Annotated in this window: 13 protein-coding genes and 1 pseudogene; 5 read left to right on the top strand and 9 right to left on the bottom strand. The window is 62.3% G+C overall.

Annotated features, from left to right (window positions below; genetic code table 11):
* Window positions 1-70: 70 nt before the first annotated feature.
* Window positions 71-436, bottom strand: a complete 366-nt coding sequence (locus tag ACZ48X_RS03835) for a hypothetical protein (protein ID WP_336351713.1) — start codon at window positions 434-436, stop codon at window positions 71-73.
* Window positions 437-706: 270 nt separating this feature from the next.
* Here ACZ48X_RS03835 and ACZ48X_RS03830 point away from each other — a divergent pair, with 270 nt between their 5' ends.
* Window positions 707-1,240, top strand: coding sequence for a hypothetical protein (locus tag ACZ48X_RS03830; RefSeq protein ID WP_336351714.1), 534 nt, complete (start codon window positions 707-709; stop codon window positions 1,238-1,240).
* Window positions 1,241-1,409: 169 nt separating this feature from the next.
* Here ACZ48X_RS03830 and ACZ48X_RS03825 read toward each other — a convergent pair whose 3' ends face one another.
* Entirely contained in the window at window positions 1,410-2,690 is a 1,281-nt protein-coding gene (locus tag ACZ48X_RS03825) for an outer membrane protein assembly factor BamB family protein (protein WP_336351715.1), read from the bottom strand.
* Window positions 2,683-3,855, bottom strand: a complete 1,173-nt coding sequence (locus ACZ48X_RS03820) for an outer membrane protein assembly factor BamB family protein (RefSeq protein ID WP_336351716.1) — start codon at window positions 3,853-3,855, stop codon at window positions 2,683-2,685. The genes ACZ48X_RS03825 and ACZ48X_RS03820 overlap by 8 nt, the downstream gene beginning before the upstream one ends.
* Before the next feature lie 427 nt (window positions 3,856-4,282).
* Between ACZ48X_RS03820 and ACZ48X_RS03815 the strand changes: the two genes are divergently transcribed.
* The 3 genes and pseudogenes from ACZ48X_RS03815 to ACZ48X_RS03805 all read left to right on the top strand — a co-directional run bounded on the left by ACZ48X_RS03815 (window position 4,283) and on the right by ACZ48X_RS03805 (window position 5,546).
* Complete coding sequence (locus ACZ48X_RS03815) at window positions 4,283-4,594, top strand: hypothetical protein (protein WP_336351717.1); 312 nt, start codon at window positions 4,283-4,285, stop codon at window positions 4,592-4,594.
* Between the two features lie 162 nt (window positions 4,595-4,756).
* A pseudogene (locus tag ACZ48X_RS03810) lies at window positions 4,757-4,900 on the top strand (IS5/IS1182 family transposase); the annotation flags it as partial.
* A 148-nt stretch (window positions 4,901-5,048) separates the two neighbouring features.
* A complete protein-coding gene (locus tag ACZ48X_RS03805) occupies window positions 5,049-5,546 on the top strand; it encodes a hypothetical protein (RefSeq protein WP_336351718.1) in 498 nt (165 codons plus the stop codon).
* Between the two features lie 797 nt (window positions 5,547-6,343).
* Here the strand turns inward: ACZ48X_RS03805 and ACZ48X_RS03800 are convergent.
* The gene (locus ACZ48X_RS03800; RefSeq protein WP_336351719.1) at window positions 6,344-6,646 is read right to left on the bottom strand and encodes a hypothetical protein; all 303 of its coding nucleotides are present in this window, start codon (window positions 6,644-6,646) and stop codon (window positions 6,344-6,346) included.
* A 230-nt stretch (window positions 6,647-6,876) separates the two neighbouring features.
* Between ACZ48X_RS03800 and ACZ48X_RS03795 the strand changes: the two genes are divergently transcribed.
* Window positions 6,877-7,026 (top strand): hypothetical protein, encoded by a 150-nt coding sequence (locus tag ACZ48X_RS03795; protein WP_336351720.1) that lies wholly within the window; start codon window positions 6,877-6,879, stop codon window positions 7,024-7,026.
* Window positions 7,027-7,179: 153 nt separating this feature from the next.
* Here ACZ48X_RS03795 and ACZ48X_RS03790 read toward each other — a convergent pair whose 3' ends face one another.
* From ACZ48X_RS03790 to ACZ48X_RS03770, 5 genes are all read right to left on the bottom strand, one after another.
* A complete protein-coding gene (locus ACZ48X_RS03790) occupies window positions 7,180-8,448 on the bottom strand; it encodes an outer membrane protein assembly factor BamB family protein (protein ID WP_336351721.1) in 1,269 nt (422 codons plus the stop codon).
* A gap of 252 nt (window positions 8,449-8,700) precedes the next feature.
* Complete coding sequence (locus ACZ48X_RS03785; protein WP_336351722.1) at window positions 8,701-9,018, bottom strand: RPA12/RPB9/RPC11 RNA polymerase family protein; 318 nt, start codon at window positions 9,016-9,018, stop codon at window positions 8,701-8,703.
* A gap of 54 nt (window positions 9,019-9,072) precedes the next feature.
* A complete protein-coding gene (locus ACZ48X_RS03780) occupies window positions 9,073-10,389 on the bottom strand; it encodes a transposase (protein WP_336351723.1) in 1,317 nt (438 codons plus the stop codon).
* Between the two features lies 1 nt (window position 10,390).
* The gene (gene tnpA, locus ACZ48X_RS03775; RefSeq protein WP_336351724.1) at window positions 10,391-10,783 is read right to left on the bottom strand and encodes an IS200/IS605 family transposase; all 393 of its coding nucleotides are present in this window, start codon (window positions 10,781-10,783) and stop codon (window positions 10,391-10,393) included.
* Window positions 10,784-11,115: 332 nt separating this feature from the next.
* A complete protein-coding gene (locus tag ACZ48X_RS03770) occupies window positions 11,116-12,057 on the bottom strand; it encodes a hypothetical protein (RefSeq protein WP_336351725.1) in 942 nt (313 codons plus the stop codon).
* Between the last annotated feature and the right edge of the window lie 87 nt (window positions 12,058-12,144).

Below are 12,144 nucleotides of genomic sequence, written 5' to 3'. Positions count from 1 at the left end.
CCAAACTTCGTACAGCACCAGAACCACCGCCAACACCGAGGAGCGGAGTCAACTCTGTACACCGATACCGTCACGACCGCATAACTCTCGAGACATCCACCTTCGTCTTCCGACTGTCGCGATGCCCGCCTGTGGACGACCACTGCATCGGCGGCATCTTCGACGCCCTCCGCATCCAGACCTTCAGCACGCGCATCCCGCTCCTGGTGTACGGCGCGAACGCGTACCAGCCGTCGTGCTCGAGGAGCTGGTCGTGCGCTCGTTCGTAGATCTGGAAGTACCCCGTCGAGGCGACGTCGCAGCTCTTGATCTCGACCGGCATCCCGTTCCGGAACGTCGCGTCGTGCCAGTAGCACCGTGCCGCCACCAGGTCGCGCTCCTCAATCATGTGGTGCTCGGCCGGGGTTCCGTACTTGTTCGCTTTCTTCGACAGCATCGTTACCCTCCGGGAACCGCGAACTCGACCGTGCTGGGTGGGCGTCGCGACGCGCCGCTCGTCCCACGCACGCGACTGAAGATGCACGGAACAGTATTCGCGTCCCGATGCGTCACTACGCTCTCGACCCCAGTGTCCTCTGAGAGGGTCTCCGAGAGGAAGGCCGCGTTCCAGCGTCGGTTGGCAAGTGCAGCAGCCTGACCACGGCAAGATGCTGGCTTGAATATCACTGCATTTGTATCAAGACCTCGCCGGGTGGTTTCTGGGGTAGTGTCTGAAACCGCTGGCAGGCAGATACCTAAGTCGCACAAAGATGCGCTCGAGCCCTACATCGCGAGTGGCGAATCCGTTCGGGATGCGCTCGCGCTCGGCGCGAAGACCTACGTCCTGACCGACGAGCGTCTCTGCTCGGTCTGGCATGGCGCCGAATCCACGTCCGGCCGCAGCCGCCGCAAGGTCGAGACCTACCCGCTCGAACACGTCACGAGCACGACCGTCGACTTCCACGGCGAGGAACCCGTCGACAAGGAGGCACTCACCGCCGGTGGCGGTGCCGCCGGCGTGGGCGCCCTCATGCTCTTCGGTGCATTCCTCCCGAAAGAGCAACTCGCCCAGCTCGGTCTCATCGGCATCGGCCTCGTGTTCGTCCTCGTCGGCGCCTACTACATTCTGCAAGCGTACGACACCGACTCCGCGTACGTCCAGCTCCGCCTCGACCTCGCCGACGGGTCCACGAAGAACCTGAGCTACGGCGAATCCGGCGTCGAGTTCATCGAAGCCGTCGCTGAAGCAGTCGGGTCCTAAGCGTAGGTATCCCGATTCGAGGTGCTTCCAGTTTCTAGTACAGCGTCGTTCTCACAATCGCCAGGACGGGTTCCAGCAGAACCGTAGACGCCTTGGAGCATCCGAGCGTGCGGGTGATTCTCGGCTCGACGTCAGGGCTAGCTCGTCCTCTCAAACTGGGAAGATGTTGCTATGAGGTTGGGAGCCGCGCGATTTTGCCGGTGCTTTCGTGGCTGGCGTAGAGTGCGTCGGTGGTTCCGGTGAGTGCGATGTTGTAGGAGTCGGGGTCGTGGTGCCAGCGGCGGTTGCCGGTCGTGGGGTCGTAGGCGCCGCCGGCGGTGTCGCCGGCGGCGTAGAGGATGCTTCCGGTGCGGCCGAAGGCGTCGACGTAGCCGCCGATTGGGATGTCGGTGGTGGTCTGCCAGCGGCGGGTGCCGTCGTGTTCGAAGGCGTCGAGTCGGATGACGATACCGCCGTCGGGGTCGTCGACCGAGCTCGCCGCGAACACGGCCTCGTCGGTCGGCTGGACGCAATCGAGTTCGTAGCCGACAGGTTGCCGCCACGTGATGCGGCCGTCGCTGCGGTCGAGCGCGACCAGTTCGTCGGGTTGGTCGCGGCGTTCGACGTGCACGTAGACGTGCTCGCCGAGCCAGAGCTCCGGCCCCCACCCGTAGTCGAGTTCGCCCGGGACCTCGGTCGCCCACAGCTCGCTGGCGTCCGCGACGTCGTGGAGGCGGACGACTGACCCTACGGCGGTCGCGAACTCGCTGTCACCGAGTACGACGCTGGGGCTGTCGTCGAAAGTGGGGCCGGTCCAGCGGAAGTCGCCGGTGACTGGGTCGATCGCGCACAGTTGGGTGCCGCCACTCATTGCCTCGCGGCGAAGCAACCCCACGTCGTCGGTGAGCGCTGGGAGGCTGTTCTCGTGGAGTGCGTACTGGAAGCGCTGGGTGCCGTCGCTGGCGTCGTAGCCGGTGATGGTGTCGGAGTCACGGTCGCTACCGACCAGGAGCGAGCCCTGGCGGGTCAGCCACCGGTGCTTTGTCTCCCCCGACTCCAGCCACTCGCGCTCGCCGTCCAGACTTATCGTGTAGAGGTCGCCGTCCGTGCTCTGGACGTGCACGGGGCCGCCCGTCTCGGGGACTGCGGGCTGGGTGTCGATGGGGCCGCCGGTCTCGTAGCTGAACGCGCGGTCGCCGTCCGCGGTGAACGCGTGGAGGTGTTTGTCCTGCGCGCCGACGACGACGTGGTCGTCGGTGGCGGCTGGCGGCCCCGCCTGCGCGGCAGCCTCGAGCTCCCGCGTCCACACCGGCTGCATCCCGAGTGAGAGACTCGGGAGAGTACAGCCCGCGGTGGCGGCGACGCCGGCGGTGGCGAGCGCGCCGAGCGCCCCACGGCGCGACATCCCACGCGGACGCGGCGTGCGCTCGTCCTCGGGCGTGCTGTCCTGGTGCGGGGTGTCCTCAGGCATCGGTGATCGCCTCCGGGGCGACCTTACTGAGGGCGAACGTCTGGCCGAGATACACGGCGTCCCCAGCGGGTTGGAGCCACAAGAGCTGCCCGCCATCGACGTAGCCGGCGTCGAGCCGGACCTCGCGGACGCGAGTGCCGTCGCGCTCGTGGACGTACAGCGTCGTCGGCGAGAACGGGATCGTCCCGCTGTGCCCGCGAACGCGTCGGTCGCCCCCGACGAGCGTGACGAGTCGGTCGCCGACCAGGAAGGGGCCGTGGGTGATGGCGTTCGCGAGTTCGTCCCGCCACAGCTCGCGGCCGGACGCCGCGTCGAACGCTCGCAGCACGTAGTCGGCGCCACCAGCGTACACCCGCTGGGACGTCACGAGTGGCGGCGCGAACACGGTGTTCTGGAGTGAGCCACGCCACGTCACCTGGCCGGCGTCGGCGTCGAACGCCAGTAGCTCCTCGGTAGCGGCGCCGACCACGGCCAGGCCGTCCGTTGCGGAGACGCCGGAGAGCGGTGCACCGACCTCGTGCGTCCACTGGACGCGGCCGGTCGCGTCGAGTGCGACGACGCGACCGTCGACCAGGGGCGCGATAACGCCCGAGTCGGCGCGGGCGGGTGGCCCGGAGAGGGACGCTGCGAGGTCGTGCGTGAAGCGTTCCTCGCCGGTGTCGCGCTCGAGCGCCAGCAGGCGGTCGGGGACGTCGTCTTCCGTGCCGGAGATGGGAAGGACGACGCTGTCGTCGAGCGGGATAGGGGCGAAGTCGGCGACGCCGGGGTCGGCGGCGTCGACCGCCTGGAGCGGGGTTTGCCAGACGACGTCGCCACTCGTGGCATCGACGGCGACGGCTGTCTCGGCCATCGAGAAAGCGTAGGCGCGCTGGTCGGCGACAGCGACCGGCGATTTCAAGCCTTTCTCGACGGTGACGGTCCACGTGATGTCGCCGGTGGTGGCGTCGAGCGCGGCGACGAGTGGATCGTCAGTGAACGGGCTCGTGGAGCCGGCGAGGAGCTGGCCACCGTCGGTCGTGGCGACGCCGGCTGGTTCGTCGAGCCCGCTCCGCCACGCTCGTTCGACGGGGAACTCGTCATCGTCCGTGAGCGCCGTGCAGCCGGCGGTGCCGGTGGCGACACCGACGGCTGCGGCGAGGGCGCGACGCCGCGTCATGGAGGGCATACACCCCGGCGTTCCAACACCAGCGGTATCAGTCTTGTCTCAGCGGCCGCCACTTTACCAATCGAGAGGCAATCCAGTAGGGCACGACGAGAATGGAGATTGTTACGGTGATGACGATCCACCCGAGTTCTTGCCTGAGTCGGTCGAGGGCTGATTCTCTCTCCGGTGAGGTGATCGAATACCGGGAAAGCATTTACCGCCACAACTGGAATCGACTCGGCGTGCCCTCCCTGCCATCCCGCAGACGCCTGCTCCGAGTTTCGGGGGCGGTCGTCAGCGCGTCCCTCACTGGCTGTAGCGCCTCCGCACTTCCCCCCAGCGACGACAGTTCACGCCCAGCGTACGTCGACGGGACGGATGTGGTCTACGACCACGACCAGGTCTCCCTCTCGGTCGCCCCGGAGACGGTGCGCATGGGGAGGACGTCGTGTTCGACATCCGGAACCAGAACCCATCTGACGTCACCCTCGGCTGTCACAACCCGTGGGCGCTACAGCAACACACTGACGACGGCTGGGCGCACCGCACGTGGACCGCGGACGGCTATCACGGTCTCTGCGCGAGGATACTTCCTGCCGGTGAACGCACCACGGTCGAGTTCACGCTCGCCGCGGGCGCCCTCCCAGAGCGAGCCACGGCACTCGATGACGCGTTGCAGCCCGGGCGCTACAGGCTCTTGCTGCTCGGAGTGACGCCGTATCTCGGCGTCGAGTTCACCATCACTGACGGCGCACAGTGAGCAGGTGGCTCCATCAGGGGCAACAATGCTACGACGTCCGGGTAGTCTGGACTGATGAGTCAATTGGAACCGAAGGGAACACGAGAGCCAAGCGGGACGGCTAGTCTCTCCCGTACTTCCGGATGACGAGTTCGCCCGTTAGTACGGCGACCTCGATCGAGTCACAGTCAGCGTAGTCAGAACGAGACGGTGAACTTCCGACTCCAACGCAAGTACGGTGCGTTCGTCCGGTCACGGCACTGGTGGAAGCAGTTTCGAGAACTCGCTAGCGCCTGCCTTGCTCACAATATCGACCGATCACTCTAATCGGTAGATACAGACAAGGCACTTATCACTTCAAACAGCATTCAGTCGTGTGTTCCACCCCCGCTCACTCCTTGCGAGCTGTTCAATAGCTGGTGGTTGTATCTGGCTGTTATCGCCTCTCGTCCTCAGCTTTCCTCGGTTACATCAGGTGGTTCAGTACGAGTACCTTCTCCTCATCGCACCGCTATTCCTCGTTTGTGGAGTTATCGGCTTCTACAGAGCCTATGCTCCGGAATACTCATTTGCTGGTCGAGGAGGACTGTGGCTACTTGGAGTAGGGGTTCTCGGGTTCGTTCCGCTAGGGACTCACCGGACACTGTTTGTTTACACGTTGGGGCCTGGATTTCTGTTACTCATCGCTGCGATGATAGGCGCGGTTCTCGTAGAACTGGGGACGGTCGGGATTGCGATCGACGCTTGGCGAACCAGCACCCCGTCGCGGTGGCTAGCACTGTGGCTGCCGTTAGCACTCCCTGCAACAGCAGCGACGAACTACCTCGGGGATACGGTTCTTGGCATCTTTCCGGTCGGGATGCACTACTATTCGGGCGTTTCCGGGCTCATGTGGATTGGTCTCGGTTACTTCCTCTGGCGCTCTACGGACGCCAACCAAGCATCGAGACTTGACGATGAAACGATTCAATAAGCACACCTACTGAGCAGATGGTTCACTAGGTACCAACTGGTGAGACCTATCTTAATGCGTTGAGCCCTTCTGGTAGCCACAGAGTCTGAATTGTCGTCCTGTGTAGATATTTTAGCAAGATCCAAAATCTCGAACGATGGGTGAGATTGATTATGGATGACTGATATTCGAAGACAAGGGCCCGCACTATCGGATTCGCCCGCCCCGATTTTACCAGAATCAAATGAACAGGATAATTCGACTCTTTCCCGGCTTGAAAAACCCGATGCAGGCTGTCAGTTTCGTTATACTCCGTCTGATTGTTAACATCGGGTTGACCGCCCTAACTGTACGAATAACTGGATGGAGTGACTTCTCATATCTCGCCATCCTACTTACTATGGTATCGGGCGTGATCCCGATTATAGTGCTTCGAAGAACCGTTTCAGCGGGATTCAGTCTAATCGACTACCTGACACAGATCGGGCTGGTTGTTACTGTCGCCGTCGTCGTGTTTCTTTATCCATCTCCACTAAGAATCCTACTTGCTGTCATTGGCTCAGTAATTGCTTTTGTCGGGTTGCTAATTTCAATTCCGTGGTACGGCGCAGTCGAAGCCCCGTAAGGTAGTGAGTCACACCCCTCGTTCGTTCCAAGTCAGAGCCGGTGATCTGACTGTTGGATTCGCACACCTACCTAACAGTAGTTTCATCAGATGAGATGTTTAACGAATGGGATTTCAACAGAGCCGCCTGCATATATTTCGAGAATAGGAAGCGCTTGTCGAACTGAACCTCTCGATGAGGACGGGAGGTTCCTCACGACACTGGGATGGCTTCTTGGCGGAGAAACCAACGGTAGAGCGTCGCCAGAGTCACCGCCAGACCGTAGAGGTAGATGGCGACGCCGACGATCACGTACGGGCCACAGGCTAACGAGACGCAACCAGTGACGAATCCAGAGAACTGGAGGATGACGGTCATAACTGGCTCGACGAGTGGCGCCGCAAGGGGCGATTCCCTGAAGAGTTCGCTCCAGACGCCCAAGGCAACGGCTTCGAGCAGAAGCACCAACAGAACCACCTTGTTCGAGAGTCGCGCTCGAAGGGACCGAGAGGGCATGGTTACTCAGCCGAAAGGGAGTATCAAGAAGGTTCGGTCACACCTCGTCGCAGCTCATTCTGCCGTGCCCCGAGCTCCGAGGTTATCTCGAACACTCCGGTTGCTGGTAGTTTGGAGACGCTGAGCTGAATACGGGCCGCTACCCGGTCACCGTTCATCGCGCTAATCGTGGTCCGTTGGTTCGGTTGAATCAGAAAACCATATCATATGTAGGTAGACAAGTCCCGTGTATGTCTGAATCCCCACAGAAATCAATGATAGGTCTGAAGCTGATGGTTTTAGGCATTCAAATGGCTGTCTTTGCTCGTTTCCTGTTCCAGAGCGCGCTGCTGATGATTCTGGGTGGCGTGGTGACTGTGAGTGGACTGTTCGTTCGGTAGGAGGCCTCTGCCTGCCAACATATTCGGGGACGACCGGTGGAGTGACCGAACATCGCTTGCTGACTCAGTTCTCTCCATTCGGCTCCGTCGAAATCCTCTCGGTTCGACACCACCCTCTGGAATAGTCGTCAGGGAGGTGTGCGTATCGCGAAGTCAGTCTGATAGCACGACGAGTGTCCCGCCACGCTCGTCGGTACTCCAGTAGACGGGAACGTATATCCGGCCGTTGGCAGCAACGGCGTCGAAGCCGACGTTGCCCGGTTGAGCAACCGTCCACCGTGTCTCGCCAGTTCGACGGTCGACAGCGTAGGTCGTCACACGCTCGTCCAGCTGGGGTTTGTCCGTCGTCACGATGACCGATCGGTCGGTTACGAGTGGACGCGTTCGAAGGTATACGCTGTCGCCGGCAGCGAGGGTCGTGCGCCACGTTTCGCTTCCGTCTGCCGTTTCGTAGGCGACGAGGTCGCCTCCTGCAGTAGTGACGAACAGTCGGCTGCCGTCGGTCGCAACGCCGGACGATGCGGTTACCTCCGTCGTCCAGACACCCTCGCCGGTATCGACGTCGACGGCATGAAGTTCGTTACTGCCGGGGACGTATGTCCTCCCATTCGCCACGGTTGGTGTCCGGAAGGTACTATCAGATTGGTATCTCCACTCCGAGATGCCACTGCCCTCCCGGGGGTCGATTGCGACGATGCTCCCGAGGACGCCCGTCGTGTAGAGGACGGAGCCACCGCCGATCGCTGGTGGAGCGAAAGCAGCGCGGTCGTCACCGGTCTGGTAGACCCACTGGTCGTGGCCGCGTTCGTCGAACGACAGCAGTTCGTCGCCGGTGGAGGCGACGATTCCGTTCCGAAAGCCGACGGCGGCTTCGTTGATCGAATTCCCCGTCTCGTGTCGCCACCTTGGACTGCCGTCGCGAGCGTCGAGCGCGTATAGCCCGCTCTCGCCAGCGTGTCCGACGTACACCGAACCGCGATAGACGATCGGCCGACACCCGGAGTAGCCACCGCCGAGGCTTGGGAGGTCGCGCCGCCACTCCTGGCGTCCGTCGTCCGTCCGAAGTGAGAAGACCGCGCCACCAGTGAATCCGTTGCCCCCTTCTGATTCCGGTGTGACTCCGCCATGGACGATGACGCGGTTGCCGACGATCGCCGGTGGGGCCATGCTTCCCGAGAGCGTGAACGTCCAGTCTTCGCTCGGGTCGTCGACGCGGACGTCGGGAGAGAATCCAGTATGGCGCGTGTTGCGGCCGTACTGAGGCCAGCCACCAGATTCGGTGGATAACGGCTCGGTCGTGTCGTCCGCAGTCGTCGGCCACTCGTCCCCGAGGAGTCCGTCGACGGTCGCACAGCCTGCAAGCGATACAACACTTACCGTTCCGGCGGTGGCGAGAAAGTCTCGGCGGGAATGGAGGGACACACCGTAATTTGCACCAGTCAAAACTTGAATAGCTTGTCTTAACGAGATCCTAGGATCGTCAGAATGTACCGCCCGTTGCAGTGATCGGTCGAGGTCGCGAACGAGGCAGGCGATGGCGAGTTCCCAGCGGAGCGTCCACCAGTGCCGGAGCTCTCAACGGGTTTCGACGGAGCCAAAATCGACACTGACCGGAGCGTCGAGCGTCCGGATTGGGAGTCCCGGTATCTGCACCCGGCAGTTGCGAGGTCGCTGTCAGGTATCGCGCCACTTGTGGCCGCACTCGACGCACGTGAACAGTCGAACCTCGTAGGAGCCGCCCGGCTTCGGCATCATCTGGGAGTAAGCTTCGTCGCTGTCGCAGTCATCGGCCGGACAGGGCTCCTGCACCGTCTCCGTCGAGTCGTCGGTCGCATCCGCGACGTCGGGCGCCCCCGCATCCTGCTGTCCATCCTGTGTCGCCATCGCCGCTTCCGCCTGCGAGTCCCGCGCCGCCTCGTTCTCACAGGACCGACACACCCACGTCTCGCCCTCCGTGTGCATCAGCGACCCGCACTCGTCACAGAACTTCATGTGACATCCTCCTCGCCGTAAACGGCGAGGCTTCCCACACATGGGGAATACCAGTCAGTCGTCGTCTCTAGAACCGTCGGTTCTGGCGGGCTGCACGAGACCTTCGGTCTCGTGAACGCTGGCAGAGGGTTCCGACTCTTCGTAGGCCGTGAGCGTCATCTGCGAGGGTGTCTCGCTCTGTTCACCGTGAGTCGTGGCGGTGTCACAACCGCTCCCATCCCGTGGCGAGTCATCGCGTCCGGCCTTGTCAAGCGGGACGCTCTCTCCCCACGGGTCTACCCGTCGTGCGATGTTCGCGGACGCGTTGATGTCGGCCTGAAACGTCGAAACGTGGCAGTCGTCGTTCGCGCACCGGAACTCGGCTTGGGAGTCCCGCTGGCCGATGCGGTGGCACGAGTGGCACGTCTGCGAGGTGTACGCTGGATTCACGTACTCGACTGGAATGCCTGCTTCCGTCGCCTTGTCCTCGATGCGCCCTTGGAGTCGAGCGAACGCCCACGAGTGCAGGCGACGATTCATGTACTTCCCGTAGTCGAGCCGTTCTCGGATGTACGTCAAGTCCTCCATCACCAACACCGGGTTCTCGTACTGTTTGGCGTACTCGACAGCCTGTCGAGACGCCTTCTCCACGATGTCGGTGAGCGCGTTCTGGTAGTGCTCGAACCGCTCATCGGTCCGCCACTCGGATGCGTCACGCTCTTGGAGTCGTTTCAGGGTGGTGTGCATCTCTTTGCGGAGATGCTTCGCCCTGCTTCCGCTACACACGAACGGGTCAGTCGGAGAACCGTCCTTGAGGGCACAGCCCGTGATGAGGGCGGTTTCTCCGATGTCTAAGCCGATGTGCGTGGCGTCACCGTCCGTCGTTGGTTCGTCGACCGGGTACTCGACGGTGACGTGCAGTACCCAGTTCTTCCGGTGCTTCTGGAGCTGTATCTCGCCCGCCTTTGCGTCCTCCGATACGAGATCGTGCCAGAGCTCTTCCTGTTCAGGGTTGATGCGGAGTGGTATCCAGAAGTTCGTTCCGCGACCAGGACGGGGAACCCACCACGTGAACTCATACTCACGATCATCGGAGTGATCGAACTTCGCAGCCTGATTCGTGAGCCGTATCGGATGTTCATCGTCCAACTCCTTGGTGTTGTACGTCTTGCGGAGTTTCGGAATGTAGTTGCAGAGCGCAGCCTTCGCTTGATACGGGAGGTCGTAGGGCGTCACGATGTCGCTCACCGACGACATGGTACTCGCTCCGGCGTCGAACGCTTCTTGCAGACCGTCACGGTACGTTTCGAGCAGGTCGTTCAGTTTCGACTGCTTGTGCGCGGTGGGTGGCGCGAACGTCGCCTGCAACGTCTTCGTGACGGTCGTGGACACGCTACTGGTCCTCCACGTAGTCCATCAGCACGTCGATGCTCACCTGGCCGGTGGTAGCAAGGAAGTATCCGGGTTGCCAGAATGCCTTGTCGAGCGCCTCCCGAACCTCTGGATTCTCGTCACGGACTTTGCGGGACGTGACGCCCTTGAGCGAGTTGATGAACTTGGTGAGGTTGGTCGTAGGCTTCGCCGTGAACAGGATGTGAACGTGGTCGGAACCGCCGTTGACGTTCTGGATATCCACGCCGAAGTCCTCGGAGAGGTCGTTGGCGATCTCACCGATGCGTTCGGCTATCTCGTCGGTGAGGATGTCCGTGCGGTACTTTGTGACGGTCACAAAGTGATATTGGAGCGCGTAGACGGTGTGCGACCCGGTTTCGAGGTTGTACTCCATTTGGCCGTACTAATTTCTATACGTCCAATTCTGATAAAGGTTTGCAGTCGTGAGGTATTCGGCCTGCAACCGACGGTGGAACATGAGACAGTTCTCGGCTTCACGCCCGCCGTGAACGGCGGCATTCTCGCCTTGAAAAAGATAGAGCGTGACTACAGGGTTGTCGGATATATGTCTTAACTTCCGATTCGTCGTGGCGTTCGGTGCCTATCGATGCGGACAGCACTGCGATATTCGAGAGGTTTCCTCGGCATGTCGTAGTCGCAGGAGGCGACCTCGTCGAGTGGGCAGCAGATTCGGAGGGCTGGAAGGGACGACCGTTAGGGGCGTTCTCAGTCGCTCGTAGTCGTTCGGAAGGCCGGGCCGTGTACGAGGAGGACCGTCCAGTACACGTCCTCGTTGTACTGGACGAGGTACGGGCCGTTCAGGTCGTCTTCGGCGGTGTCGTCGAGGGCGTGGGCTTGTTCTTCGTCGCGGAACTGGTCGGTGAGTGCGACGAACGCGTCCGGTGGTGACTCGTCGGGCGCGACGGTGTAGTACTCGTCCGTGATGGCGGTCTCGACGAATTCCCTTTGTTCCGCTGAGAGGTCCGTGAGTGGGAACGCGAAGCGCTCGCGCATGCGGCGGCCGTACTCGCTGGCTGACGCGACCGTCGTTGCAGTGTATCGATAGGTGTGAACGGGTGCGTCGTGGGCGTCGTCGACGACCCATTCGGCTTCCGCCCCGTCGGCCCACGTGATGTAGTCGTACTCGGATTCGGGGACGAGGACGCTGTTGTCGCGTTCTGTGTCGGTGTAGTGGAAGCTGGTGCCGATGCCGACGGGGTCGCCGTCGGCGAGCCCCTTTGCAGCGAACTGTGCTTGGTCGACGTCGGGGAGGTCCGAGAACTGGATTGCCGCGTCGTCGTTCACGGAGCCGGTGACGACGTCGACCTTGACGGAGTAGCTGGTTCCGGGTGTCGTGTCGACGACGTCGGCTGCGAGCTCGTAGACGTGGCCGTCGTAGAGCAGGTGCTGCTGGGGTGGGAGCGGTTCTCGAAGGGCCTTCGTGGTGGTTCCGCCGTCGAGAATCCGGTCCATCAGTTGCGCGTCCGCGTCGGTGCCTTCGGCGGGGTCGATCGTGTAGAGGACTTCGCCGGGGAGTGCCGCGTCGGGGAGCGCGTCGAGACTGAATCGGACCGTGGGGGCTTCGGCAACGGCTGGGTTGCCCGTACAGCCGGCGAGGAGGCCGGTGGTGGTCGCTCCGGCGGCGGTGAGGAGGACGCGACGGCGCATATGGGGAACGTCTACGAGAGCCGTCAAGTGCCTTGTGCAGACCACGGCACTGCGCTCGCAACTCTTCCATCTGCGTCGTGAGCGAGC

The organism is Halorubellus litoreus, assembly GCF_055378595.1.
This window is presented reverse-complemented; position numbering and strand designations above follow the sequence as displayed.

Bases quoted from the DNA above. Each gene is read 5' to 3' on its own strand.
- ACZ48X_RS03770 (WP_336351725.1), bottom strand. From the start codon at position 12,057: ATGCGCCGTCGCGTCCTCCTCACCGCCGCCGGAGCGACCACCACCGGC.
- ACZ48X_RS03800 (WP_336351719.1), bottom strand. From the start codon at position 6,646: ATGCCCTCTCGGTCCCTTCGAGCGCGACTCTCGAACAAGGTGGTTCTG.
- ACZ48X_RS03785 (WP_336351722.1), bottom strand. From the start codon at position 9,018: ATGAAGTTCTGTGACGAGTGCGGGTCGCTGATGCACACGGAGGGCGAG.
- tnpA (WP_336351724.1), bottom strand. From the start codon at position 10,783: ATGGAGTACAACCTCGAAACCGGGTCGCACACCGTCTACGCGCTCCAA.
- ACZ48X_RS03820 (WP_336351716.1), bottom strand. From the start codon at position 3,855: ATGCCCTCCATGACGCGGCGTCGCGCCCTCGCCGCAGCCGTCGGTGTC.
- ACZ48X_RS03795 (WP_336351720.1), top strand. From the start codon at position 6,877: ATGTCTGAATCCCCACAGAAATCAATGATAGGTCTGAAGCTGATGGTT.
- ACZ48X_RS03825 (WP_336351715.1), bottom strand. From the start codon at position 2,690: ATGCCTGAGGACACCCCGCACCAGGACAGCACGCCCGAGGACGAGCGC.
- ACZ48X_RS03835 (WP_336351713.1), bottom strand. From the start codon at position 436: ATGCTGTCGAAGAAAGCGAACAAGTACGGAACCCCGGCCGAGCACCAC.